Raw genomic sequence first — 25,626 nt, 5'->3', positions numbered from 1 at the left:
CGTAGAGGCGGAGTAAACAGACGAAAAGCTGATACTGTCACGCCCATGAGACAACCTACGGTGTGTCACGTGCATGAGACGATCAGTGCTCACATGCGTCACGCCCCCGGCGCGAGGGGGGTGTGGTGACCGAACTCGCCACCCGAGCCCAGGCCTTCGGCCTGATCGCGGAGGGAGTGGCCGCCGGCCTGAGCGCGCCCTGGCGCCTCTACGTCGCCCGGGGCTGCCGCTACCTCTCGCTCAGCGTCGGCGACCGCACCGAGTGGGACACCTGGCGTACCCACCTCGGCTGTCCGGAGCTCAGCGTCCGGGTGTACGACGCCGGCGGCGAGATCCGCCGGGCCTCGGTGGCCGAGGTCGTCCTGGACGGCTGCCGGATCAGCGTCGAGCTGGTCGAGGAGGTCAGCACGGACGACCTGGAGCGGCTCCTGGTCGCCGATCCCACCTCGATCGAGCCGGAGGAGCGATGACCGGGCACCCGCGGCGCGCCGGAGCCGCCGGATGAGCCCCTTCCTCGCGGTCTTCCTCGTCCTCGTCCTCGGCGCCACCAGCTACGCCGCCGGCCGGCTGCACGGGCAGCTCAGCTACCGGATCGGCTACCGGTTCGGCTACCGCCAGGGCTACTTCGACGGCGACCGGGGCGCCTGGAACCGACGCCGCCGCGACGCCCAGGCGGCCATCGCGTCGGCGCTGGCCGGCCCGTCGCCCACCACCCGCGTCACCGGCACGGTGGTCCGGCCGGGCACCACCTACACCGGCTCGTCGTTCGCGGCGCCGGCCGCCCCGGTCACCGGGCGGCACCCGACCGGCACCCTCGTGCGGCGGACCGGTTGAGCCCGGTCGACGGGGATCCCGAGGCCCCGTCGGCCGGTACCCAGGGCACGGTGCGTCGTCCGCGGCGGACACGCACCGTCGGGACCACGTCAGACCGGTGACGGTGGTCCCACCGGCCGGGATGCGCGCAGGGGGCATGCATCCCGGCCGGTTCCGCCGCCGACGCCTGTTAACGTGCCGGTCCCCGGAGATCCACGATCGCCCTCTAGCCCGGAGGGTCCGACGCCGCTAGCGTCTAGGCATGGCACGGGGTTCCCCCGAGCCAGCCGGTCCGCCCGGATCTGCGACCTCGCGCACGGGGTTCCGCATCCGACCCCGTGTCCCCGGGCACCGGAGGAGGCGGAACGCGGGTGGCGGATGCCCATCCGTCGGAGCAGGCCTGTGACGACTCGCCGTACGACCGCCGGGGCCGACCGGACCACGGCCGCAACTGCCACGACCCGCCGCACCACCCGGAGCCGCCGCGGGCCGTCCGCCGCTCCGGCCGACGCCGAGGAGCCCCGACCAGCCGGCCAGGCGTTCGTCCTGGACACCTCGGTGCTCCTCTCCGACCCGGCGGCCTTCCACCGCTTCGCCGAGCACGAGGTGGTCCTGCCCCTCGTGGTGATCTCCGAGCTGGAGGGCAAGCGGCACCACCCGGAACTGGGCTGGTTCGCCCGGCAGTCCCTGCGCATGCTGGACGAGCTGCGGGTCAGGCACGGGCGGCTCGACCGCCCGGTGCCGGCCAACGACTCCGGCGGCACGCTGCGGGTGGAGCTCAACCACGCCGACGACGGTGTGCTGCCGCCGGGCTTCCGCACCGACTCCAACGACGCGCGGATCCTCTCCGTCGCGTTGAACCTCGCCGCCGAGGGGCGGGAGGTGACCCTGGTCAGCAAGGACATGCCGCTGCGCGTCAAGGCGGCCTCGGTGGGCCTGCGGGCCGACGAGTACCGGCACGGCCAGGCCAGCGACCCCACCTGGACGGGGATGTCCGAGCTGGAGCTGGCCGAGGAGCAGATCGGCCGGCTCTACGCCGGCGAGACGCTCGACCTGGACGCGGCCGCCGGGCTGCCCTGCCACACCGGCCTGGTGCTGCACTCCGCCCGCGGCTCGGCGCTCGGCCGGGTGCTGCCCGACAAGACGGTACGGCTGGTCCGCGGCGACCGGGAGGCGTTCGGGCTGCACGGCCGCTCGGCCGAGCAGCGGATCGCCCTCGACCTGCTGCTCGACGAGTCGGTCGGCATCGTCTCGCTGGGCGGGCGGGCCGGGACGGGCAAGTCCGCCCTGGCCCTCTGTGCCGGGCTGGAGGCGGTGATGGAGCGCCGGCGGCACAAGAAGGTCGTGGTCTTCCGCCCGCTCTACGCCGTCGGCGGGCAGGAGCTGGGCTACCTCCCCGGCTCGGAGTCGGAGAAGATGTCGCCCTGGGCGCAGGCGGTCTTCGACACCCTCGGCGCGGTGGTGCACGAGAACGTGCTGGAGGAGGTCACGTCGCGCGGCCTGCTGGAGGTGCTGCCGCTGACCCACATCCGGGGCCGGAGCCTGCACGACGCCTTCGTGATCGTGGACGAGGCGCAGTCGCTGGAGCGCGGGGTGCTGTTGACCGTGCTCTCCCGGATCGGCCAGGGCTCGCGGGTGGTGCTCACCCACGACGTGGCCCAGCGGGACAATCTCCGCGTCGGCCGGCACGACGGGGTGACCGCGGTGATCGAGGCGCTCAAGGGCCATCCGCTCTTCGCTCACGTCACCCTCAGCCGTTCGGAGCGTTCGCCGATCGCCGCGATGGTGACGGACCTGCTGGAGGACATCCCGCACTGATGACCGTTATCTGGCCGTTTGTGCCTATAATTTGAGTGACCCAAGTCACAATTGCGCCTGTTGGTTTCCCATCGGCCTCACCGTGCGCGATGGTGTCCAACGAGCGCCCACGTACCGACAAGATCGTTGGTGATCGTTCGTCACACCGACATCTCCACCCCCGGTGCGTCGGCTGCGACCGGCACAGGGTCGGGGCGCTCGCGGCGCGGACCCACCCCCTGACGGGTGCCCGCGCCGTGTCCTTGCCCCCGACGAAGGGACCACTTCGTGAGTCGGCTGTGGAGCCGGTTCGGCGCCCGCACGGCCGCTGTCGCGCTGCTCTCCGTGGGCGTTGCCGGCGGTGTCTACCTGGGCGAAGACCGACAGACCCAGCAACAGGGCCTCACCGCGCAGGTCGGCGCCGCCGTGGAGGAGGCCGAGTTCGACTACCAGCGCGAACGCCAGGCCGCCCACCAGGTGCAGTCGGCGAAGCAGCGGGCCGCCGAATACCAGGCGAAGCTGCGCGCCGCCGCAGCGGCCAAGGAGGCCGCCCAGCGGGCCCGCGAGGCCGAGGCCGCCGCCGCGTCGCGGAAGAAGGCGCGGGAGGCCGCCGCCAAGGCCGCGGCCGAGAAGGCCGCCGAGAGCAAGCCGTACGACGGGCCGATCCCGGCGTCCTGCGCGGAGTTCAGCGGCAACCGCGAGGTCGGCTGCGCGCTCATGGTGAAGGCCGGCTTCGGGATGGACCAGTTCCCCTGTCTGGACAAGCTCTGGACCAAGGAGAGCGGCTGGAACCACAAGGCCCGCAACTCCTCGTCCGGGGCGTACGGCATCCCGCAGGCGCTGCCGGGCAGCAAGATGGGCTCGGTCGCCGACGACTGGCAGACCAACCCGGCGACCCAGATCAAGTGGGGCCTCGGCTACATCGAGGGCCGCTACGGCTCGCCCTGCAAGGCCTGGGCGCACTCCCAGGACGTGGGCTGGTACTGACCGACCGGAGGCGGGGTGTGTGGGCGTCCACACACCCCGCCTCCGTCGTCGGGGCGTACGGATCGCCGCAGGAGTGGCGGCACGGGCCGTCACCTGATAGCTCTTGACGGGTGACCCTGCACCCGCGAAGCGGTGATCCGCACCGGTTCGGCACCGAGGCGTTCTACGCCGCGCTCGGCCGGGCCTTCGTCGCCATGTGCGCGGTGGTGCCGTTCCTCTTCCTCATCGAGGCCCTCGACCAGGGGCTGGCGGCCGGCTTCGACGCCGCCGCCGGGATCATCCCCAAGCGCATCGACGGGCTCGACGGGGTGTTCTTCTCGCCGTTCCTGCACCACGGCTTCGACCACCTCTACAGCAACAGCATCCCGCTGATCCTGCTCGGCACCTTCGTGCTCGCCGCCGGCGCCCGCCGGTTCCTCTGGTCGACGCTCGTCATCGTCCTGGTCAGCGGGCTGGGGGTGTGGTTCACCGGCTCGTCCAACTCCGTCGTGGTCGGCGCGAGCGGCGTCATCTTCGGCTACCTGGGCATCCTGCTCATGCGGGGGATCGTCGAGCGGAGCTGGTGGAACTTCGCGGTCTTCCTGCTGGTCGGCCTGCTCTACGGCTGGCAGTTGGTCGGCATCCTCCCCACCGACGAGCGGATCTCCTGGCAGGGGCACCTGTTCGGGCTGCTCGGCGGGGCGGTCGCCGCGATCATCTTCCGCCGCCGCCGGGACGACCTCGGTGGCCCGTACCGCTCGGAGTCCACGCTCACCCTGCCCTGAGCGCCGACGCGCCGGCCGTGCGGCCGGTGGGACGTGCTTGCCCGGGCACACCGCCGGCCCTACCGTCGGGATCAGCACGCGTTGATCCGTGAGCGGAAAGCGACGGTACGCCCATGCGCGAGGTCGATGTCGCGGTGATCGGGGCCGGTCCGGCCGGGTTGTTCGCGGCGTACTACGCCGGCTTCCGCGGGCTCTCCGTCGCGGTCGTCGACGCGCTGCCCGAGCCCGGCGGCCAGATCACCGCCATGTACCCGGAGAAGCTGATCCACGACGTGGCCGGCTTCCCGGCGGTCAAGGGGCGGGACCTGATCGCCAACCTCGTCGCCCAGGCGGCGCCCTTCGACCCGCGCTACCTGCTCGGCACCCGCGCCGAGAAGCTCTCGTACGCCGACGGGCGGCCGGTGCTCGGCCTCGCCGGGGGCGAGCAGCTCGGCTGCGGGGCGGTGATCGTGACCGGCGGGCTGGGCAGCTTCACGCCCCGCCCGCTGCCGGTGGCGGAGCACTTCGCCGGTACGGGGATCGTCTACTTCGTACCGCAGCCGACCGAGCTGGCCGGCCGGGACGTGCTGATCGTCGGTGGCGGCGACTCCGCCTTCGACTGGGCGCTGACGCTCCAGCCGCTGGCCCGCTCGGTGACGCTGGCGCACCGGCGGGAGAAGTTCCGCGCCCACGCCGCCACCGTCGCCCGGGTGCTGGAACTGCCGGTGCGCGTGATCGTCAACGCGGAGGTGACCGGGCTGCACGGCGACGGGGCGGTGACCGGCGCCGAGATCACCGTACGCGGCGGCGCCGCCGCCGAGCTGCTGCCGGTGGACACGGTGGTCGCCGCCCTCGGCTTCACCGCCGACCTCGGCCCGCTGGCCGAGTGGGGGCTGCGGCTCGACCGCCGGCACATCGTCGTCGACAGCGCGATGGCGACGAACCTGCCCCGGGTCTTCGCGGCCGGCGACATCACCGAGTACCCGGGCAAGGTGCGGCTGATCGCCACCGGCTTCGGCGAGGCCGCCACGGCGGTGAACAACGCCGCCGTGGCCATCGACCCGAGCGCGCACCTCTTCCCCGGGCACTCCTCCGACGGCACCTGACGCACCGGTACCGGATGCCGCCCGGGTCGTGGCCGGATCGAGATCAATGGCTGCGACGGTGGGCGGATGAGCGTCCCGGCCCCACACCGTGACGGCGCGCCGGCGACCCTGGCCTGGCTGGGGCATCCCGCGACGGTCGCCGCCCTCGTCCTCCTCGTGGTCAACGACCACCTGCTCAAGGCGGCCTTCCCCGGCGCGCTGACCGGCAAGCTCAGCGACGTCGCCGGCCTGGTCCTCGCGCCGCCGCTGGTCGCGGTGCTGCTCACCCTGCTGGCGCCGCGGCTGCCGGCGCGCACCGCCGCCGGGCTCGGGCTCGGTCTCGTCGCCGCCGGCTTCACCGTGGTCAAGTCCAGCGGGTACGCCGCCACCGTCGCCTCGGCGGCCTGGAGCGCCGTCAGCGGGCCCTCGCTGATCCGGGCGGACCGCACCGACCTGCTCGCCCTGCCGGCCCTGGCCCTCGCGGGCTGGTGCTGGGCCCGGGCGCGGCGGGAGCCGGTGCGGCGGCGGTCCGCCCGGCTGGTCCGCCTGCTGGTGCTGCTGCCGGCGGCGGCGCTCGCGGTGGCGGCGACCAGCCCCGTCCACTATCCCGACGCCGTCCGGGCAGCGGTCCTCGACGAACGGTTGGCGGCCGGCATCGGCCACGGCTACGCCGACCAGGTCTTCGGGAGCACGCCCGACTGGCGGATGAGCGATGACGCCGGGGTGACGTGGCGCGATCCGACGCGGAGCGAGATCGAGGCGCTGACCGGCACGAACGGGCCGGTCGCCGGCCCGGTCAGCCGGGGCTGCTCGACCGCCGTTCCGGCGCGCTGCTACCGGGTGGTCCCCGGCCGGCTCGCGGTGGAGCAGAGCGACGACGGGGGCCGGAGCTGGCACCCCGCCTGGGCGGTGACCGGGGCGCAGCGGGCCGTCCTGCTCCGGCAGTACCCGGACCCGGGGCCGCGGGGGGAACGGATCGCCGCCCAGGAGCTGACCGTGCGGGACACCGGCGACGGCCGGCACGTCGTGCTGGTGGCCAACGGTCGGGACGGCTTCGCCCTCCGCCGGCCGGACGGGACCTGGGAGCGGCTCGGCTTCGTCGACGCTCAGGCGGGCGGGTACCCGTTCGACGGACGCCCGCCGGCGGTCGGCCGGAGCACTCCGGCCGACCGGGGCGCCGATCCGCTCCTCGCCCTGCTGGCGGGGCTCATGCTGGGCGTGTCGGTGCTCGCCGTGTCGGGTGCCCGGGCGGGGTTCCGGGCCGGGAACGGGCCCTGGTTGCCGACCTGCCTGGCCGCGCTCGGGGCCACCGCCTGGGCGCTGCTGGCCGTCGTCTGGCCGGGCGAGCCGCATCTCTGGCTGGCCCTCCTCGCGTGGCTCCCGGTCCTACTGGGCGTGCTGCTGTTCGCCCTGGTGCCGGCCTGGTCGCGGGGCGCCTCCGGTCGGTGGACCCTGGAGGTGCTGCTGGCCACCGCCCTGACCCTGGCGCTGGCCGCACTGCCGCTGGTCGGCTGGCTCTACGGCCGGCCCGCGTACACCCGCACGGCTCTGCTGCTCGCGGCGGTGGCCACGGTGCCGGGGCTGCTGCTGGGCTGGCGGGCGGCCCGGCTGGTCGATCCGCCGTGGCCGACGCCGCGTCCCGCCGGGCCGCCCCGCTGACCGTCGCGCGGGACGGGTTCAGCCCGTTCGGGGGAGCCCGATCAGGTCGGCCATCAGTGCCGTCTGGTGGTCGAAGTACGCGTCCCGATGCGGCAGCGTGCGGTTGATCCGGCCGAACAGCTCGAAGCTGATCAGCCCGAAGAGCTGGGTCCAGCCGGCCATGCCCCGGGCGAGCAGTGTCTCGGGCAGCTCACCGCCCAGCATTCCGGCCAGGTCCGCCAGGTCGGCGCGGAGCGGCCCGGCCATCTCGGCGGCCGGTGGCGGGTCGAGCCGACCGGCGTCGAATCCGTCGCGGAGGATGCCGATCAGGGTCAGCGGCGGTCGCTGGGCGGGGCCGATGGTGTCGTCCGGGGCGGCGTAGCCGGGCACGGGGCTGCCGTAGAGCAGGGCGTACTCGGCGGGGTGGGCGAGCGCCCAGCCGCGGGCCGCCCGGCAGGCGGCGTGCCAGCGTCCGCGCAGGTCGAGGCGGTCGCATCCGGCGTCGGCCGTCTCCACGGCCTCGCCGAGCGCGTCGTACGCCTCGATGATCAGCGCGGTCAACAGCTCGTCGCGGCTGGGGAAGTAGCGGTAGATCGCCGACGAGACCATGCCCATGTCCCGGGCGACCGCACGGAGTGACAGGTTGGCGCCGTCGCTGGCGAGGTGTCGCCGGGCCACGGCCTTGATCTCGTCGATCATCTCGGCGCGGACCCGGGCGCGGATGGAGGGTGCAGCCATGCCTCCACCCTGCCACGGATGAGAGCGCAGATCAAAACCGAGAGCACTGCTCTTGACGCAGGGCGCGGTCGTGGGGCATGCTTGGCGTCGAGCGAGAGCACCGCTCTCGGAGAGAATCGCCGTTCTGAAAGGTGACCCCTGATGGCACTGCACGTGATCGTCGGCGCCGGCCCCGTCGGCACCGCCACCGCCCGTCTCCTCGCCGACCGGGGCGAGCGGGTGCGGCTCGTGACCCGCCGGGGCGGCGGGCCGGAGCACCCGGCGGTCGAGCGGATCGCCGCGGACGCCACCGACGCCGACCGCCTCACCGCGGCGGCCACCGGCGCGGCGGCGCTCTACAACTGCGCCAACCCGGCCTACCACCGGTGGACCACCGACTGGCCGCCACTGGCCGCCGCACTGCTCACCGCCGCCGAGCGGAGCGGGGCGGTGCTCGCCACCGTCGGCAACCTCTACGGCTACGGCCCCGTCGACGCCCCGATGACCGAGGCGACGCCGCTGCGGCCGAGCAGCGTGAAGGGGCGGGTCCGGGCGCAGATGTGGGCCGACGCGCTCGCCGCCCACGAGGCGGGCCGGGTCCGGGTCACCGAGGTGCGGGGCTCGGACTACCTGGGCGCCGGCGCCCATTCACTGCCGAGCATGCTGGTGCTGCCGCAGGTCCTGGCCGGCCGGCGCGCGCTGGTGCCGGCGGACCTCGACGCGCCGCACAGCTGGACGTACGTGCCGGACGTGGCCCGCACCCTGGTGGCCGCGGCCACCGACGAGCGGGGCTGGGGCCGGGCCTGGCACGTGCCGACCGCGCCGGCGGTCTCGATCCGTGGCCTGGCCGCCCGCGCGGCCACGCTCGCCGGGGCGCCCGCGCCGAAGCTCACCCGGATGCCCGGCCCGGTGCTGTGGCTGGGCGGGCTGTTTGACCCGGCCGCGAAGGAGATGCGGGAGATCGCCTACCAGTTCGACCGGCCGTTCGTGCTGGACTCCACCGCGGCCGTCGCCACCTTCGGCATCGACCCGACCCCGCTCGACGACGCCCTCGCCGACACCGTCGCCGCCCTCAGCGCCCGGCCGGCCCCGGCGCGCGCCTCCTGAGCACCGGCGGGGCCGTTCCGCGCGGGCCGGCACACCCGCCGGGTCCGTTCCGCTGCCCTGACGACGTCAGCGGGCCGGGCCGTCCGCACGGCCGGGCGCGGCCGGGGCGAGCGCGGTGACGAGGACCGCGACCATGGTCAGCGCCGCGCCGAGCAGGGTGGTGAGGCTCGGGTGGGAGGCCGTCGTGGGCCGCAGCACGTCCAGCAGCACGGCGCCGACGATCTGACCGGCGATGGTGGCCAGGCCGAGCAGCAGCACGCCGGTGAACCGGACGATGGCGGCGGCGATGGCGATGAACACGATCCCGATCGGCCCACCCAGGTAGAACCAGGGCTCGGTGGGCAGGTCGCCCGCCGGCCAGCCCCGGACCGCGACGTCGACGGCGAAGGTCGCCAGCAGGGCCGTCGTCCCGGCGGTGAAGTTGACCAGCGTGGCCGTCAGGGCGCTGCCGGAGGCCATCCGCACCCGGCCGTTGACCGCCTGCTGCCAGGCGATGGCCACCCCCGCGAGCAGCGGCAGCAGCGCCAGCCCGAGGGTGCCCGGGTCGCCGAGCCGGTCGCCGACGGCCAGCAGGACGGCGACCACGGTCAGCGCCGCGCCGGCCAGCCGCTGGGCGGTGACAGGCTGGCGCCCGTTCGGGCCGACCCCCGCCCGGTCGACGGCCAGGCTGCTGCCGGACTGGCCGGCGACCACCGCCACGGTGAACACGGCCACGCCCAGGGCGCCGATGGTCAGCCCCTGCGCGGCCACCAGCAGGGCGCCGCACACCCCGCCGAGGCAATGCCACGGCCGCAGCGTGCCGTCGGCGAGCGCGCCACGCAGGGCCACCAGTCCCCGCCGCCCACCTGCGGTGGCGGGAACCAGCACCAACAGCACCAGCAGGCCCACGCCGAACGAGACCACCGCGGCGGCGATCCCGTCGGACAGTCGTACGCCCAACTCGCCGTTGATCCGGGACTGTACGGCCACGGCGACCCCGGAGGCGGTCGCTAGGCCCACGCCGGCGATCCGGCGGGTCGCCGACGGGGCCGGCGGGGCCATCGTCCCGGTGGCGGTCACTCCTGCTCGGCCAGGGGGCGGCCGTCGAAGTCCACCGCCGAGTAGAGGGCCAGCTTCTCCAGCCGGTGGTACGAGTCGATCACCCGGATCGTGCCGCTCTTCGAGCGCATCACGATCGACTGGGTGTACGCCCCGCCGGCCCGGTAGCGGACCCCGCGCAGCAGGTCACCGGAGGTGACCCCGGTCGCCACGAAGAAGCAGTTGTCGCCGGTGACGAGGTCGTCGGTGGTGAGCACCCGGTCCAGGTCGTGCCCGGCGGCGAGCGCCTTCTCCCGCTCCTCGGCGTCGCGCGGCCAGAGCTTGGCCTGCATCGCCCCGCCCATGCACTTGAGGGCGCAGGCCGCGGTGATCCCCTCCGGGGTGCCGCCGATGCCCATCAGCACGTCGACGTCCGACTCGCCGCGGGCGGCGGCGATGGCGCCCGCGATGTCGCCGTCGGAGATGAAGCGGATGCCCGCCCCGGCGCGCCGGATCTGCGCCACCAGGTCGTCGTGCCGGGGACGGTCCAGGACGCAGACCGTCACCTCGGAGATGTCGGCGCCCTTGACCTTGGCGATCCGGCGCAGGTTGTCGGCCACCCCGGCGTTGATGTCCACCACGTCGGCGTAGACCGGGCCGACCGCGAGCTTCTCCATGTAGAACACGGCGCTCGGGTCGAACATCGCCCCGCGCTCGGCGACCGCGAGCACGGCCAGGGCGTTCGGCATGCCCTTGCTCATCAGCGTGGTGCCGTCGATGGGGTCGACCGCGACGTCCACCTCCGGCCCCGTACCGTCGCCGACCTCCTCGCCGTTGAAGAGCATCGGCGCGTTGTCCTTCTCGCCCTCGCCGATCACCACGACGCCCCGCATGGGGATCGAGTTGATCAGCTTGCGCATCGCGTCGACGGCGGCCCCGTCGCCGCCCTCCTTGTCGCCCCGGCCGACCCAGCGGCCGGCGGCCATCGCCGCGGCCTCGGTGACCCGGACCAGGTCGAGGGCGAGGTTGCGGTCGAGATCCTGTGGGATCCGCGTCCTGGTGGTGTTGGTCATGACGGCTCCTCCTCGCGACGTTGCGGGGCGGCAGGGTGCGGCGTCGCCGCTGCCGGCTGTGTCGCTGATCCTCACACGATGGCTGACCGGGCGCCGTGCCGGGGCGGTGATGGCCCGGATACGGCCGGTCGGGCGGTGCGGGAAGATGGCGGGGTGGAACCCGCACAGCCTGCCGATCGCGTACCCGCCGACCAGACGCCGCCGGACGGTCAGCCGCCGGTCGCCCCGACCCCGGCCGCCGCCGTGCCGGAGGGCGAGCCGGCGCTGGTGGAACCCCCCGCCGCGCCGGGCGCCACGCCGGCCGGCGCGGCGGAGACGGGCGAGCTGCCCGCGCCGCCGCCCGCGGTCGACGCCCGCAAGTCGGAGCGGTCGCCGAAGGACATGGCGCTCTCGCTGCTCGTGCTGCTGATCCCGATCGCCCTGCTGCTCGCCTTCTACCGGGGGTTCCTCGGCGGCGACCAGGCGGTCACGGTCGACCCCGCGCCCGCCGTCGAGTCGGCCCGGGCCGCCAACGCGTTCCCGGTCAGCGAGCCGGTAGAGCTGGGCGACGGGTGGCGGACGGTCAACGCGACCTTCCAGAACGTCGAGGGCGGGGCGAGTCTGCGCCTCGGCTACCTCACCCCGGAGGGGCGGGGCGCCCAACTGGTGCAGAGCAACGTGCCGCCGGAGCAGCTGCTGCCGGCCGAGCTGACCGCCGAGGGGCAACCCCAGGGACAGACCGACCTGGGCGGGCGCACCTGGCAGCGGTACACCGCCCGGGCCAACGAGCAGGCGCTGGTGCTGCTCGAACCGAACCGGACGGTGATCGTGGTCGGCGACGCCCGGGACAACGAGCTGCGACACCTGGCCGGGACGATCCGGTAGCGGCCGGCCGTCGAGGGCCCCGGACGTCGGTCCCATCGGCTACGCTGCCCCGGCTCACCCCCGGCGACCGCGGTCGGCCGGGTGCTTACCGTTCTGCGAAGAGAGACAACAGTGAACATTCGACGGTGGAGCGTCGGCGTGCTCGCCGCCACCCTGCTCGTTCCCGGTCTGGCCGCCTGCAAGTCGGACACCGCCGAGCCCGGCGCCGCCGGCTCGTCCGCGTCGTCGGCCCCGGCCGTCCCCGCCGACGCGAAGGAGGCGCTGCTCGCCTCCACCAAGGAGATCGAGAAGGGGAACTTCAACTTCACGATCGCCGGTGACGGCATCAGCGGCAAGGGCTCGGTGCACAAGCCCAGCAACAGCGCCCAGTTCACGATGAAGGCCGACGACGGCTCCGGCACCACCTTCGGCATGGAGATGATCTACATCGAGCCGGAGAGCTGGGTGAAGATCGACCTCGGCGAGCTGGGGGCGATGATCCCCGGCGCCGACAAGGTGAAGGACAAGTACCAGCACCTCGACCAGTCCAAGGTCAAGGACGCCGGCGAGCTCGGCCTCAACATGAAGGACGTGGACCCGGCCGGCGCTGCCGTGCTCGCCAAGGGCATCACGGAGGTGCAGAAGACCGGCGAGGGCAGCTACGCCGGCAAGCTCGACGCGTCCGCCGTGGGCGACGGCTCGGCCGCCCTGGACTCCGACATGGTCAAGGCGCTCGGCGCGCAGGCCAAGTCGCTGTCCTTCACCGCCAAGCTGGACGACCAGGGTCGGCTCACCGAGCTGGTCATCTCGGTCCCGGCGGCCGGTGAAACCAAGGCCCACGACATGACGGTCACCTACGCCGACTACGGCAACGCCACCGCCCCGCAGAAGCCGGCGGCGGACAAGGTCGTCGAGGCCCCGGCCTCGACGTACGAGATGTTCAGTTAACACCGGCACGACGGAAACGGGCGGCTCCGGCCGCCCGTTTCCGCGTTTCGGCGGTCACCCGACCGGGGCAACCGGACAGACCGGTGATTGTGCGACGCGGTGGCAGGGAACAACAGGGGAGCGGGCCCGCCCGGCCGCTCCGGCAGCCGGCCCCCGGGCTCGCGCGACGTAGCCGACGCGGTGCGTCGCCCGGTTTCCGGCGCCGTCAGGTGCGTCGGGTGACCCACGTGGGAGACACGCATGACTCTTCGACGCCTGAGCGCCGGCCTGATGGCCGCCGCGCTGTTCACTCCCGGTCTGGCCGCCTGCAATGCCAGCGGGACACCGGAGGCGGGCTCGTCCGCCTCCCCGTCCGTGTCGGCGTCCGGCACGGTGGCGGCCTCCGGCGCCGCGACCCCGGTCCCCGGCGACGCCAAGCAGGCGCTGCTGGCCTCCACCCGCGAGATCAGCAACGGCAACTTCCGGTTCACCATGTCCGGCGCCGGCTCCACCGCGGAGGGGCAGGTGCACGAGCCCAGCCAGAGCGCCGAGATGCGGGTGACGATCGGCCAGCCGACCGACGACCTGTTCATGAAGCTCGACCTGATCCACGCCAAGCCGGACAGCTGGGTGAAGCTGGAACTCGGCGGCACGACCGCGGGCAGCCTGCCGGGCGTGCAGAAGCTGAACCTCGGCAAGTACCAGCACCTCGACCAGACCCGGATCAAGGGCAACCGGAACCTCGGCTTCGACTTCGACAAGGTCGACCCGGCGGGCAGCGAGGTGCTGACCCAGGGCATCACCGAGGTGCGGCAGACGGGCGAGGGCGCGTACGCCGGCACCATCGACGTGTCGAAGGCGGCGCAGGCGGGTTCGGTGGACCCGGCGGTGGTCACGGCCCTCGGGGCGCAGGCGAAGTCGGTGCCGTTCACCGCGAAGCTCGACCCGCAGGGGCGACTCAGCGAGATGGTCATCCAGATCCCGGCCGCCGGCCAGACGAAGGCGCAGGACATCCGGATCACCTACTCGGACTACGGCAACGCCGCCGCCGCGCAGAAGCCGCCGGCGGACCAGGTGGTCGAGGCGCCGGCCGAGCTCTACAACCTGTTCAACTGACGCCCGCCGCGTCGATCATGGGGTTTGTGGTGGGTGACGTTCGTCCCCACAACCCCATGATCGACGCGGGGACGTCAGGAGGCGGGCTCCTGCCGCGCGGCGTCGATCCGGGCGCGGGCGCCGTCGAGCCAGTGCTGGCAGACCTCGGCCAGCTTCTCGCCGCGCTCCCAGAGCGCCAGCGACTCCTCCAGCGTCGTGCCGCCGGCCTCCAGCCGCTCGACCACCGACGCCAGCTCGGCGCGGGCCTGCTCGTAGCTGAGGCGCTCGTCCTTCTTCTCGTCAGTCATCGCTGCCATCCCACCACATCGTGCCTGCCATCCCCGTTCAGCCGTCGACCGTGGCGGCCAGTTCGCCGTCGGCGAGCCGGACCCGCAGCGCGTCGCCCTTGCCCACCTCGGACGCGGCCCGGACGACGTGCCCGTCGGCCCGCTGGACGATTGCGTAGCCCCGGTCGAGGGTGGCCGCCGGCGAGAGGGCACGCAGCCGGGCCAGGGTGTGCCGCAGGTCGTCGTCGGCGGCTGAGAGCCGGTGGTCCAGGCAGCGCCCGGCCCGTTGGCGGAGCCCGGTCAGGTCGGTGGCCCGCTGGTCGACCATCACCTGCGGGCGGGCCAGCACGGGCCGGGAGCGCAGCCCGTCGAGCCGGTGCGACTCGCGGTCGACGAGGTTGCGCACCGCGCGTTCCAGGCGGTGCCGGGCCTGCCGGATGAGGCGTACCTCCTCGGTGAGGTCGGGGACCACCCGCTTGGCCGCGTCGGTCGGCGTGGAGGCACGCAGGTCTGCGACGTAGTCGACCAGCGGCGCGTCCGTCTCGTGGCCGATCGCGCTGACCACGGGCGTGCGACAGGCGAACACCGCCCGGCAGAGCGCCTCGTCCGAGAAGGGGAGCAGATCCTCGATGCCGCCCCCGCCCCGGGCGATGATGATCACGTCGATGGTCGGGTCGGCGTCCAGCACCTTGAGCGCGTCGACGATCTGCGGGACCGCGCTCGGCCCCTGGACGGCCACGTTGACCGTGCGGAACTCCACGGCCGGCCAGCGCCGGCGGGCGTTGGTCAGGACGTCCCGCTCGGCGGCCGACGCGCGGCCGGTGATCAGCCCGATCCGGTTGGGCAGGAACGGCGGACGGCGCTTGCGGGCCCGGTCGAAGAGCCCCTCGGCGGCGAGCAGCTTCTTGAGCTTCTCCAGCCGGGCCAGCAGCTCGCCGAGGCCGACCTGCCGGATCTCGTCGGCGCGCAGGCTGAGCGTGCCCCGGGCCGCGTAGAACTCCGGCTTGGCGTGCAGCACCACCCGGGCACCCTCGCGCAGCTCCGGCGCGCCGGCGTCGAGGACGTCCCGGTTGGTGGTGACGGTCAGGCTCAGGTCGGCCGACGGGTCCCGCAGGGTGAGGAAGACGGTGGTGGCGCCCGGCCGGCGGCTGATCTGCGCCACCTGCCCGTCGACCCACACCCAGCCCAGCCGGGCGATCCAGGCGCCGACCTTCTGGCTGACCACCCGGACCGGCCACGGCTCCTCGGGTGTGCTCCGCCCCACCTCGCCTGTGCTCACCCGCCCACCCTACGGCCCGCCGCCCGGGCTCGGTTGATCATGAGGTTGTTGCCCTGCTGACGGCGTGTCGCGGGCAACAACCTCATGATCAACGGGGTGGGGCAGGTGTCGGGTGGGGGCCGTCGCTGTGGTGGCGGTCGCAGTCGGGGTTGCCGTCCGGGCGGCACGTACGATGGGCGGGTGACTCAGGCTGAAGCGACGTCCCGGACCGGCAAGCGCGTGCTCCTGGCCAAGCCCCGCGGCTACTGCGCCGGCGTGGACCGCGCGGTGCAGACCGTGGAGGAGGCGCTCACGCTCTACGGCGCCCCGATCTACGTACGCAAGCAGATCGTGCACAACAAGCACGTCGTGCAGACCCTGGAGGCCAAGGGCGCGATCTTCGTGGAGGAGAACGAGGAGGTGCCGGAGGGCGCCACCGTCATCTTCTCCGCGCACGGCGTGGCGCCGGAGGTCTACGAGCAGGCCCGCACGCGCTCGCTCAAGGCGATCGACGCGACCTGCCCGCTGGTCACCAAGGTGCACCAGGAGGCGAAGCGGTTCGCCGCCGAGGACTACGACATCCTGCTGATCGGCCACGAGGGGCACGAGGAGGTCATCGGCACCTCCGGCGAGGCCCCGGAGCACATCCAGCTCGTGGACGGCCCGGAGGACGCCGACAAGATCACCGTCCGCGACCCGAACAAGGTCGTCTGGCTCTCCCAGACCACCCTCTCGGTCGACGAGACGCTGGAGACGGTGGCCCGGCTCAAGAAGCGGCTGCCGATGCTCCAGTCGCCCCCCAGCGACGACATCTGCTACGCCACCTCCAACCGTCAGCACGTGGTCAAGGAGATCGCGCCCGAGTGCGACGTGGTGATCGTCGTCGGCTCGCGCAACTCCTCCAACTCCGTACGCCTCGTCGAGGTCGCCCTGGACGCCGGCGCGCGGGCCGGTCACCTCGTCGACTTCGCGCACGAGATCGACGACGCCTGGCTGGAGGGGGCGCGCACGGTCGGGCTGACCTCGGGCGCCAGCGTCCCGGACGAGCTGGTGCAGGAGGTGCTCGCCCACCTCGCCGCGCACGGGTTCACCGACGTGGACGAGGTGGTGACGGCCAACGAGCGGCTGACCTTCTCGCTGCCGCAGGAGCTCAAGCGGGACATGAAGGCCGCCGCGGCCCGCGGCTGACCCGGCAGGGAACGGCGCCGGGCTTCGCTGCGTCCGATACGGGTATGAGGACCTTTCGGCTCGCCGCCTCCGCGCTGGCCGTCTGCGTGGCGCTGAGCGCCTGCGGCGGCCAGGACGGTGGCGGCGGCATCCCCACCCCCAGCCCGACGGGAGCCCCAGTGACCACCCCGCCCAACCCGGATCCGACCACCCCCGGCGCGATGCCGACCAGCGACGACGCGAGCGGTCCCGTCCTGCCCCCGCCCACGAAGCGCCCGGGCCGGCCGACCTCGTCGCCGCCGGCGGGCGGCACCACGCTGACCGGGACGATCACCCCCGGGGTCGAGCCCAACTGCCTGCTGCTCGGCAACTACCTGCTGATCGGCGGCCCGCGCGACGTGCTGAAGCCCGGCGCGAAGGTGACCGTCACCGGTCGGGTCCAGCCCGACCTGCTCACCACCTGCCAGCAGGGCACGCCCTTCCAGGTCGACACCGCCCGCCGCGGCTGATCCGCCACCCGCACGCGGCGGGCGGGTCATCATCGGGACGGGGCAGCTCGACAGCGTGGCGTGGACAATGCCCCGACGCCCGACGCCCGACGCCCGACGCCCGACGCCCGACGCCCGACGCCCGACGCCCGACGCCCGACGGCCGGTTGGCCGTGGTCGGGCCCACGAACGGGCGGAGCCCGCCCCCGGGTGGGGGCGGGCTCCGGTGTTCCGGTGCGGGGCGGTCAGTTCACGGTGCCGATGGAGACGGCGCCGCGGCCGACGACCGCGCCCTCGGTGGTCACCACGGACAGCTCACCGAAGAGCGCCCGGCCGGCGGCCGGGGTCGCCTGGGCGGTCACCGTACCGGTCAGGGTGGCGGTGGCGCCGTTGGCGAGGGTGAGCGGGGTGGACGACGCCGAGAGGTTGCCCAGCGCCGCGGCGGAGAACGAGTCACGGTAGTCGTAGGCGGTGCTGCCACCGGCCCCGTCGACCGCGTAGCCGTCGACGACCACCCGGTAGGTGCCCGCCGCCGGGTTGTTGATGGTCACGGCCTCCTCCGAGTCGCCGTCGGCGGCCCGGCCGACCTCCGTGGCACCACGGAAGACGAAGAGGTCGAGGTCGGCTGCGGCGCTGGCCGTGTTGCCGATCCGGGCGGTGAAGCGGGTCGCCCCCGCCGGCACCTCCACGATGAACTCCTGCGTCGTGCCCTCGGCGATGGTCGGCCGCTCGGCGTGGACGCTGGAGAGCGGCCCGCCCTGGCCGGCCACCGCGACCGGGCCGAAGGTGTTGGTCAGCGACCAGGTCACCGGGGTCGCCGCACCGGCGGCGACCGACGGCAGCTCGATCACGGCCGGCTCGACCGCGACACCCTGCACCCGCGCCGTGAGCTGGAACGGGTTGTCCAGCGACGGCGAGGTCCGGCGGGACTCCACCTCGATCTCCCAGACCCCGGCGATCGGGTTCTGGTAGTCGCGCTCCTGCGGCTTGCAGGCGTTGGCGTCGGAGAAGTTGGTGTAGCAGGCGAGGCTGGAGGTGCTCTCCACCGGGACGCCGTACGGGTTGAACGCGATGAACCGCGTCTGCGAGCCGGTGGCGATGCCGGACAGGTTCACCTGGAGGGCGCCGGTGCCCGGCGGCACCGTCACGAAGTACGAGGTGAAGCCGTTCCGCTCGACCGAGCCCTCGGCCGAGAAGGAGTAGTCGGGCTTCTGCACGTCGTTCGAGGCCACGACGACGGTGGAGAACTCGAAGTCGATGACCGAGGTGCGCGGGTCGTCGATCGTCATGATCGCGCCGTGCGCGCCGGAGGTGGCGGGCTTGGCGGTGACCGTGACGGTGACGGTCTTGTTCAGCGGGAGCGAGACGGTCTTCGGCGCCTTGAAGGTGCCGTCGTTGCCGCGCAGGCCCACCACGTGCTTCACGGTGCCGGCCGGCCCGCTGGTACGGGTGATTCCGACCTGGTAGGTCTTCGCCTGGCCGACCCGGTGCCCGCCGTCGGCCGAGCCGCAACGGTTGTAGACGCCGGTGCCCCGGTTCGGGGTGCCGAGCTGCCCGGAGAGCACGGTGCAGACCGGGGCGTCGGAGGTGTAGGAGCGGGTCTCCACACCCTTGCGCAGCAGCTTCCACGCGCCCGCCACGTCGAACATGCCGTAGCCCTGGGCGTACGTCGGGACGTTCTTGATCGGCTTCGCCGACGAGTAGACGGCCCGGCGCAGCGCGGCCGGGGTGACGCCCTTGTCGGTCGCCTTGGCGGCCGACAGCAGCAGGGCGGCGGCGCCGGCGGCCTGCGGGGAGGCCATCGAGGTGCCGTTCAGCATCGCGTAGCCCGGGGGCAGCGGGTAGCCGGCCTCGGGGACCGGGTTGCCGAGCTGCCAGGTCGGCGCGGTGGAGATGGCGGAGCCGGGCGCGGTGATGCTCGGCTTGACGCCGCCGTCCTCGCGCGGGCCACGGGAGGAGAAGTTGAACAGCGCGTTCTTCTGCTCCACGACCGAGCCGTAGTTGGCCAGCCAGGTGTCCTTGCTGATGCTCGCCGCGACGCTGACCACGTTGGCGGCCACCGACGGGTCGCCGATGGTGTTCAGGCCCGGGCCGGAGTTGCCGGCCGAGATGAACATCTGCACGCCGTAGGTCGTGATCAGGGTGTTGTAGAGCTCGGCGCGGGCGTTGTTGCCGTCGTTCAGCGCCGGCAGGCCGCCGATCGACATGTTGATCACGTCGACCTTGCGGTTGATCACCAGGTCGGCCATGCCGGTGGTGAGGGCGGCGTACGTGCAGCCGCCACCCCACGAGCAGGCGCGGGCGGAGACGAGCTTGGCACCGGGCGCGGCACCGTCGAAGGCGCCGTTGCCGAGCATGTCGTTGGCGGCGGTGATGCCGGCGACGTGGGTGCCGTGGGTGCTCTCGACGATGCCGATGTTGACGTAGTCGACCAGGCCGGGGCCGCCGACGGGAGCGGTGTCCACGTCCTCGCGGTACTCCACGACGAACGGCATCCGCTCGGCGACGGGGGTCGCCGGGTTGTCGGTGCCGAAGTGGCCGACGTCGAACTTCTCCTTGTACGGCCGCATCAGGGCGTCGTCGGTGAAGTCGTTGTTCTGGTTGGTGTCGACCCAGATGTTGTGGGTGGCCGGGTCGTAGAGGATGCCGAAGGCGTCGGTGCGGTCCCCGTCGCGGTTGACGTCACCGGCCGGGTCGCTGTTCGTGGTCACCGACTCGGCGAACCGGTTGAACCGGTAGGTGCCCGCCGGGGCCTTCCAGGTCGCGCCGGCCGCGGTGAACGACGGGCCGGTCACCTCGGTGATCATGGCGCGCCAGGTGGCGTCCTCGAACGGGTCCGTCGCGGTGACCCAGTCGACGATCTTCCGCTCGCCGGTCGTGGTCTGCTGCAGCGCCGGGTGGCCGAGGTCCACACCGGAGTCCATGATGCCGATCGTGACGCCGCGGCCGTCCCACTCCGGGTGCTGCTTCACGAACGAGACCGCGCCGGTCTCGTGCGTCGGCATGTACGGGTTGGCGGCCGGGGTGTCGGCGCCGGGGCCGGGCAGGGTCGCCGCCTGCTTCGCCGCCTTCTTGCCGCCGGGGGCCACCTCGGGCGTCGGGTCGGGGAGCTGGATGGTCTCGTCCAAGTCCACGGCGGAGACGCCGGGCAGCGTGGCCGCCTTCACCACCTTCGAGGTGGGAACCTTGGCCAGGACGTAGCCGATGCTGTCGTACCGCTCGGTGACCGCGGCGCCGAGCGCCTTCAGGTCGGCGGCGACGTCCTTCGCCTCGCCCTTCTTGGTGGCGACGATCAGCGTGACGGTCGGGGCCTTCTTCGCTTCCGCCTCGGCGAGCAGCTTGGCGTCGTGCGAACCCAGGGCCTCGACCGGGGTGACCTGCGAGGTGTCGGGGGCGGCGGCGGGCGCGGCGCTCGCGCTCGCGGCTCCGCCCGTGCCGGTCACGGCGCTGGCCGCCACGACCGACGCGAAGAGCGCGGCGGAGGTACGCCGGCTCAGGTTTCGGGGTTTGCTCACGTTCTCTTTCCTCCAGAGAACAGGGCCCTCAGATGCAGGGCACACGTGCCCGAATCCTTCGTGGTGTCGCAGGTCGGTGTCACTACCGGCGAGTTCGTTGTGACCACTTCGTGACGTGCGCGAATGCGTATTGTCATAGCGGAGGTGGTAGGAATCGGCCGTCAGTCCAGTGTCGACCCACCGGTCGGCGCATCGGCCGTGCCCAGCAGCTCCGGCGCCTGCGGCTGACGGGGGGCCAGCTCGACCTGCGCCGGGGCGGCCAGCTCCTCGTCGGAGACCCCCAGCTCGGCGAGCTTGCGGGCGCTGACCAGCACCCGGGCCTCCAGCGACCCCACCGCCCGGTTGTACGCGGTCACCGCCCCGCCCAGCGACGCGCCCAGCTTGCCGACGTGGTCGCCCAGCGTGGACAGTCGGCCGTACAGCTCGCGGGCCAGCGAGTGCACCGCCACCGCGTTGCGGGCCAGCGCCTCCTGCCGCCACGAGTAGGCGACGGTGCGCAGCAGCGCCACCAGGGTGGCCGGCGTCGCCAGCACCACGTTGCGGGCGAACGCGTGCTCCAGCAGCGTCGGGTCGCGCTGCAACGCGACGTCGAGGAACGGGTCGGCCGGCACGAAGAGCACCACGAACTCCGGCGTGCTGTCGAACGCGGCCCAGTAGGACTTGGCGGCCAGCGCGTCGACGTGTGCCCGCAGGTGCCGCGCGTGCGCGTCGAGGTTGGTGTCGCGGCCCCGCTCGTCGCGGGCCTCCATCGCGGTCAGGTAGGCGTCGAAGGGCGCCTTGGCGTCCACCACCACCGACCGGCCCCCGTGTAGCCGGACCACCAGGTCGGGGCGGACCCCCTGGTGGTCGGTGGCGGCGGTGACCTGCTCGGAGAAGTCGCAGTGTTCCAGCATGCCGGCCGCCTCCACGATCCGGCGCAGCTGGTGCTCGCCCCAGCGGCCCCGCACCTGCGGCGCCCGCAGCGCCGCCACCAACTGCTTGGTCTCGGTGCGCAACTCGCCGGAGACGGTGCTCATCGTGCGGACCTGTTCGCGCAGCTCGGCGTAGGCGTCGACCCGGTCCCGCTCCAGCTCGGCCACCCGTTGCTCGTATCGGCGCAGCGTCTCGTGCAGCGGGGCCACCGCCCGGGCGACGGCCTCCTGGGACTGCGCGGTGGCCTCGTAGCTCAGCGCCCGCATGGACTGCTCCAGCCGGCCCTCGCCCTCCCGGGTGGCCCGCAGCGTGGCGTCCAGCCGGGCGATGTCGGTGGCCGAGCGGGCCCGGGCGGCGTACCAGCCCACCGCGCCTCCGGCGGCGAGGCAGACGACCACCACGGCCAGCGTCGAGAAGTCCACCACCGGAGCTTGCCAGACGCGTACGGCATGACCGTCCCGGGTACGTTCGTGCCATGGAAATTCTGCTGGTGGTGATCCTGGCGGCGCTGCTGGTGGGCGCGTTCGTCTGGTGGCGGCGGGAGCGCGCCGCCCGGGAGGCGCGGAGCCTGGCCGACGTGCGGGCCGACGCCCAGCGTTGGTACGAGCGCCTGGGCGGACAGGTGATGAACCTGCACGGCGACCACCCGGCGGTCCGCCAGGCGCTGGTCGACGCGGGCGAGCGCTACAACGCGGCCGGTGGCCAGCTCGAACAGGCCCGGACCGTCCAGCAGTACCGCCTGGCCCGGGAGACCGCGCTGGAGGGGCTGACGTACGCCCGGGCCGCCCGGGTGGCGCTCGGCATCGATCCCGGCCCCGAGCTGCCCCCGCTGGCCGCCGCGCAGGGCGCCGGCGAGCTGACCCGGGAGCGGCAGGTCGACGTGCGGGGGCAGACGTTCAAGGCGGGCCCGCGGCCGGGCCGGGACACGCCCTACTACTACCCGGGCGGGCGCTACCAGGGCCGGCCGGTGCCGGCGGGCTGGTACTCCACGCCGTGGTGGAAGACCGCGCTGGGCGCGGGGGCGGGCGTGGTCGGCGGCCTGTTGATCGCCGACGCGCTCTTCTCGCCGGCCTTCGCCGACCCCGGCTACGGCTACGCGGCCGGCTACGAGGAGGGCTTCGGTGGCGGCCCCGACCAGGGCGGCGACTTCGGCGGCGACCAGGCCGGCGATTTCGGTGGCGGCGATTTCGGTGGCGGCGATTTCGGTGGCGGCGATTTCGGTGGTGGCGATTTCGGCGGCGGCGACTTCTGAGCGCCCGCCGGTCGTCGTGTCAGGAAGGGCCCCTGTCATCCGGAATCCGGTGACAAGGGGCCCTTCCTGACACCTCAGCCGGTGTTGCGCATGCCGGCGGCGATGCCGTTGACCGTGGTGAGCAGGGCACGCTCCAGCGCCGTGCCGTCGCTCGGGGCCCGTCGGCCGCCCGGCGCGGTCGCCACCGCCCGGCCCGCCGCCCCGGACTCCCGGTACTGGCGCAGCAGGGCGACCTGGAGGTGGTGCAGCGGCTCCAGGTAGGTGTCGCGGACGGCCAGGGTGCGCTGGAGCACCGGGGAGCTCTCCAGCAGGGCGGGCGAGGAGGTCACCGCCAGCACCTCCTGCTTGGTCAGCTCGTACTCCTGCTCGATCTTGTGGAAGATCGGGTGCAGCTTCTTCGGCACCAGCGTCTCGACGTACCGACGGGCGATGCTCAGGTCGGTCTTGGTGAGCATCATCTCCACGTTGGACAGGAACGTGCGGAAGAAGTGCCAGTTGCGGTGCATCTCGGCCAGCACGTCCTCCAGCCCCGCCGCCCGCGCCGCGGCCAGCCCGGAGCCGACCCCGAACCAGCCGGGCACGATCTGCCGGGTCTGGGTCCAGCCGAACACCCACGGGATGGCGCGCAGGCCGCCGAGCCCGGCCCCGGTGTTGGGTCGCTTCGCCGGACGGGAACCGATGTTCAGCGCCCCGAGCAGCTCGGTCGGCGTGGACGCCCAGAAGTACGCGGGCAGGTCCGGGTCCTCGACCAGCGACCGGTACGACCGGAAGGCCGAGTCGGAGACCAGCTCCATCGTCGCGTCCCAGCGTTCCAGCATCTCGGCGGGCTGCCGGGGCGCGGTGTGCAGCAGCGTGGCCTGGAGCACCGCGGCCAGGGTCAGCTCCAGGTTCTCCCGGGCCAGCGACGGGAGCGAGTACTTGTCGGAGATGACCTCGCCCTGCTCGGTCACCTTGATCGCGCCGTCCAGCGTGCCGTACGGCTGGGCCAGGATCGCCTCGTGCGTCGGGCCGCCGCCGCGCCCGACCGTGCCGCCGCGGCCGTGGAAGAGGCGCAGGTGCACGCCGTGCCGGGCGGCCACGTCGCGCAGCGCGCGCTGGGCCCGGTGGATGGACCATTGGCTGGTGGTGATGCCGGCCTCCTTGTTGGAGTCGGAGTAGCCCAGCATCACCTCCTGCACGTCGCCCCGCGCGGCGACCAGCGCCCGGTAGGCCGGCAGGGACAGCAGCTCGTCGAGCAGCTCGCCGCCCGAGTTCAGCTCGCTCGGCGTCTCCAGCAGCGGCACGAACCCGATCCGGGACCGGCCGCTGTGCACGTCGACCAGGCCGGCCTCGCGGGCCAGCACCACCGCGGCGAGCACGTCGTCCACCCCGAGGGTCATCGAGATGATGTACGACTCGATGACCTCCGCGCCGAACCGGTCCTGCGCCTCGCGGATGGTGCCGAAGACGTCGAACGTCTTGCGCGTCGCCTCGGTCAGGGGCGTGTCCAGCGTGGACAGGGGGCGGCGGCCGGCCAGCTCGTCGGCGAGCAGCTTCGTCCGCTCGAGGCGGCTCAGCGACGGGTAGTCGGAGACCTCGCCGACGGCCGCGTAGAGCTGGGCCAGCACCGCGTGGTGGGCCTCGGCGTGCTCCCGCACGTCCATGGTCGCCAGGTGCAGCCCGAACGCGGAGACCGTACGGATGGTGGAGGCGAGCCGGCCCACGGCGGTGAGCTGGCCGGAGTTGCGGGCCAGCGAGGCGCGCAGCAGCTCCAGGTCGGCGATCAGCTCGGCCGAGCCGCGGTAGTCCCGGCCGGGCACGTGCGCGGTGCCCTGCCGCAGCCGCTGCCGGGTGTTGGCCAGCTTCGCCTTCACGCAGCGGGCCTTGAGCCGGTAGGGCTCCTCGGCGTTGACCCGGCGGAACCGGGGCGCCACCTCGGGCAGCGCGTCCAGGTCGGCGGCGAGGCTGGCGGAGAGGTCCAGCGACACCCCGCGCAACCGCCGGGACACCGACACCTCGTTGATCAGGTGGTCCATCGCCTTCTCGGTGGCCTCGATGCCGTGCTCGTGCTGGATGGTCAGCACCTCGCGGGTCACGGTCGGGGTGACGAACGGGTTGCCGTCGCGGTCGCCGCCGATCCAGGTGCCGAAGGTCAGCGGCCGGGCGGTCGGGGAGGTCTCCACGCCGAGGGTGCGCAGCGTGTCGGCGAGGTCGTCGAGCACCTGCGGCGCCGCCTCGGCGTAGAGGTCGCGCAGGTAGTAGATGGCGTTGCGGGCCTCGTCGGTCGGGTCGGGCCGGTCCAGCCGCAGCTCGTCGGTCTGCCACATCAGGTCGAGCAGCTCGGCGAGGCGGCGGTTGGCCGGGCCCTCGTCGCTGGCGCCGTAGAGGATCGCGTTGGCGGTCTCGGTGTCCAGCTCGTCGGCGATCGCGCGCAGCTTGGACAGGATCGACCGGCGGGCCGCCTCGGTCGGGTGGGCGGTGAAGACCGGGCGTACCGCCAGCCGCCGGGCCGCCGCGGCGATCTCCTCGGCCGGCACCCCGCGCTCGGCGATCATCTTGGCCGCCTGGTCCAGCCAGCCGCCCTGGATGGCCCGGCGGCGACGCAGGTCGCGGGCCCGGTGCACCTGCTCGGTGATGTTGGCCAGGTGGAAGTAGGTGGAGAAGGCGCGGGCCAGCTTGGTGCCGGTGGTGACGTCGAGGCCGGCGAGACGCCGGGCGGCGCTCGGGGCGTCGGAGCGGACCAGCGCGCGGATCTCCTCGACCAGGTCGAGCAGCGGCCGACCCTCCTGGCGGGCGAGGGTCTGCCCGAGCAGGGTGCCGAGGCGGCGGATGTCGGCTCGCAACGCGGCGTCGGGGCCGTCGTGGTCGTGCTGGTCGCTCACGGGGCGCTCCTTACGTGAGTACGAAGGACAGCGCTGTCCGATCC

At 73.5% G+C, this 25,626-nt stretch carries 22 protein-coding genes; 14 read left to right on the top strand and 8 right to left on the bottom strand.

What is annotated here, in order from left to right:
• Positions 1-125: 125 nt before the first annotated feature.
• The 7 genes from ABZ793_RS18070 to ABZ793_RS18040 all read left to right on the top strand — a co-directional run bounded on the left by ABZ793_RS18070 (position 126) and on the right by ABZ793_RS18040 (position 7,084).
• Positions 126-470, top strand: a complete 345-nt coding sequence (locus ABZ793_RS18070) for a hypothetical protein (RefSeq protein WP_350703425.1) — start codon at positions 126-128, stop codon at positions 468-470.
• Positions 471-501: 31 nt separating this feature from the next.
• On the top strand, positions 502-834 hold the full coding sequence (locus ABZ793_RS18065; protein ID WP_357458317.1) for a hypothetical protein: 333 nt from the start codon (positions 502-504) through the stop codon (positions 832-834).
• 381 nt (positions 835-1,215) lie between these two features.
• A complete protein-coding gene (locus tag ABZ793_RS18060) occupies positions 1,216-2,631 on the top strand; it encodes a PhoH family protein (RefSeq protein ID WP_357458314.1) in 1,416 nt (471 codons plus the stop codon).
• Between the two features lie 267 nt (positions 2,632-2,898).
• Entirely contained in the window at positions 2,899-3,597 is a 699-nt protein-coding gene (locus ABZ793_RS18055; RefSeq protein ID WP_350703420.1) for a lytic transglycosylase domain-containing protein, read from the top strand.
• Between the two features lie 110 nt (positions 3,598-3,707).
• Positions 3,708-4,361 (top strand): rhomboid family intramembrane serine protease, encoded by a 654-nt coding sequence (locus tag ABZ793_RS18050; protein ID WP_357458311.1) that lies wholly within the window; start codon positions 3,708-3,710, stop codon positions 4,359-4,361.
• A gap of 113 nt (positions 4,362-4,474) precedes the next feature.
• On the top strand, positions 4,475-5,446 hold the full coding sequence (locus ABZ793_RS18045) for an NAD(P)/FAD-dependent oxidoreductase (RefSeq protein WP_350703416.1): 972 nt from the start codon (positions 4,475-4,477) through the stop codon (positions 5,444-5,446).
• 66 nt (positions 5,447-5,512) lie between these two features.
• Entirely contained in the window at positions 5,513-7,084 is a 1,572-nt protein-coding gene (locus ABZ793_RS18040; protein ID WP_357458308.1) for a hypothetical protein, read from the top strand.
• A gap of 18 nt (positions 7,085-7,102) precedes the next feature.
• Here the strand turns inward: ABZ793_RS18040 and ABZ793_RS18035 are convergent, their stop codons facing one another.
• Positions 7,103-7,801 (bottom strand): TetR/AcrR family transcriptional regulator, encoded by a 699-nt coding sequence (locus tag ABZ793_RS18035; protein ID WP_357458305.1) that lies wholly within the window; start codon positions 7,799-7,801, stop codon positions 7,103-7,105.
• Between the two features lie 141 nt (positions 7,802-7,942).
• On the opposite strand from ABZ793_RS18035, the gene ABZ793_RS18030 reads away from it, so the two are divergent.
• Complete coding sequence (locus tag ABZ793_RS18030) at positions 7,943-8,887, top strand: NAD-dependent epimerase/dehydratase family protein (RefSeq protein WP_357458303.1); 945 nt, start codon at positions 7,943-7,945, stop codon at positions 8,885-8,887.
• Positions 8,888-8,953: 66 nt separating this feature from the next.
• On the opposite strand, the gene ABZ793_RS18025 is transcribed toward ABZ793_RS18030, so the two are convergent.
• Both ABZ793_RS18025 and glpX read right to left on the bottom strand, forming a co-directional pair.
• Positions 8,954-9,928, bottom strand: a complete 975-nt coding sequence (locus tag ABZ793_RS18025; RefSeq protein ID WP_357458501.1) for a DMT family transporter — start codon at positions 9,926-9,928, stop codon at positions 8,954-8,956.
• A 14-nt stretch (positions 9,929-9,942) separates the two neighbouring features.
• Positions 9,943-10,977 (bottom strand): class II fructose-bisphosphatase, encoded by a 1,035-nt coding sequence (glpX, locus tag ABZ793_RS18020; RefSeq protein ID WP_357458300.1) that lies wholly within the window; start codon positions 10,975-10,977, stop codon positions 9,943-9,945.
• 153 nt (positions 10,978-11,130) lie between these two features.
• On the opposite strand from glpX, the gene ABZ793_RS18015 reads away from it, so the two are divergent.
• From ABZ793_RS18015 to ABZ793_RS18005, 3 genes are all read left to right on the top strand, one after another.
• On the top strand, positions 11,131-11,841 hold the full coding sequence (locus ABZ793_RS18015; protein WP_357458298.1) for a DUF4245 domain-containing protein: 711 nt from the start codon (positions 11,131-11,133) through the stop codon (positions 11,839-11,841).
• A gap of 111 nt (positions 11,842-11,952) precedes the next feature.
• Positions 11,953-12,768, top strand: coding sequence for a hypothetical protein (locus tag ABZ793_RS18010; RefSeq protein ID WP_357458295.1), 816 nt, complete (start codon positions 11,953-11,955; stop codon positions 12,766-12,768).
• A gap of 240 nt (positions 12,769-13,008) precedes the next feature.
• Positions 13,009-13,863, top strand: coding sequence for a hypothetical protein (locus ABZ793_RS18005; protein ID WP_357458292.1), 855 nt, complete (start codon positions 13,009-13,011; stop codon positions 13,861-13,863).
• Between the two features lie 74 nt (positions 13,864-13,937).
• Here ABZ793_RS18005 and ABZ793_RS18000 read toward each other — a convergent pair whose 3' ends face one another.
• Positions 13,938-14,150 (bottom strand): exodeoxyribonuclease VII small subunit, encoded by a 213-nt coding sequence (locus tag ABZ793_RS18000; RefSeq protein WP_357458499.1) that lies wholly within the window; start codon positions 14,148-14,150, stop codon positions 13,938-13,940.
• Between the two features lie 37 nt (positions 14,151-14,187).
• Positions 14,188-15,408, bottom strand: coding sequence for an exodeoxyribonuclease VII large subunit (gene xseA, locus ABZ793_RS17995; RefSeq protein ID WP_357458289.1), 1,221 nt, complete (start codon positions 15,406-15,408; stop codon positions 14,188-14,190).
• Positions 15,409-15,588: 180 nt separating this feature from the next.
• Here xseA and ABZ793_RS17990 point away from each other — a divergent pair, with 180 nt between their 5' ends.
• Together ABZ793_RS17990 and ABZ793_RS17985 are read left to right on the top strand one after the other, a co-directional pair.
• Positions 15,589-16,575: a 4-hydroxy-3-methylbut-2-enyl diphosphate reductase gene (locus ABZ793_RS17990; protein ID WP_357458286.1), complete on the top strand. Its 987-nt coding sequence runs from the start codon at positions 15,589-15,591 to the stop codon at positions 16,573-16,575.
• Positions 16,576-16,619: 44 nt separating this feature from the next.
• Positions 16,620-17,063, top strand: a complete 444-nt coding sequence (locus tag ABZ793_RS17985; RefSeq protein WP_357458284.1) for a hypothetical protein — start codon at positions 16,620-16,622, stop codon at positions 17,061-17,063.
• 224 nt (positions 17,064-17,287) lie between these two features.
• Here ABZ793_RS17985 and ABZ793_RS17980 read toward each other — a convergent pair whose 3' ends face one another.
• Together ABZ793_RS17980 and ABZ793_RS17975 are read right to left on the bottom strand one after the other, a co-directional pair.
• Entirely contained in the window at positions 17,288-20,557 is a 3,270-nt protein-coding gene (locus ABZ793_RS17980) for a S8 family serine peptidase (protein WP_357458281.1), read from the bottom strand.
• A gap of 161 nt (positions 20,558-20,718) precedes the next feature.
• Complete coding sequence (locus ABZ793_RS17975; RefSeq protein WP_357458279.1) at positions 20,719-21,891, bottom strand: DNA recombination protein RmuC; 1,173 nt, start codon at positions 21,889-21,891, stop codon at positions 20,719-20,721.
• A gap of 53 nt (positions 21,892-21,944) precedes the next feature.
• On the opposite strand from ABZ793_RS17975, the gene ABZ793_RS17970 reads away from it, so the two are divergent.
• Complete coding sequence (locus ABZ793_RS17970) at positions 21,945-22,721, top strand: hypothetical protein (RefSeq protein WP_357458277.1); 777 nt, start codon at positions 21,945-21,947, stop codon at positions 22,719-22,721.
• 74 nt (positions 22,722-22,795) lie between these two features.
• Here the strand turns inward: ABZ793_RS17970 and ppc are convergent, their stop codons facing one another.
• Positions 22,796-25,582 (bottom strand): phosphoenolpyruvate carboxylase, encoded by a 2,787-nt coding sequence (ppc, locus tag ABZ793_RS17965; RefSeq protein ID WP_357458274.1) that lies wholly within the window; start codon positions 25,580-25,582, stop codon positions 22,796-22,798.
• Positions 25,583-25,626: the final 44 nt, after the last annotated feature.

Origin of the sequence: Micromonospora sp. NPDC047465, from assembly GCF_040643125.1 — a bacterium.
Classification (GTDB): domain Bacteria; phylum Actinomycetota; class Actinomycetes; order Mycobacteriales; family Micromonosporaceae; genus Micromonospora.
The sequence above is the reverse complement of the archived record's forward strand: the minus strand, read 5'-3'. Positions and strand labels throughout refer to the sequence as shown.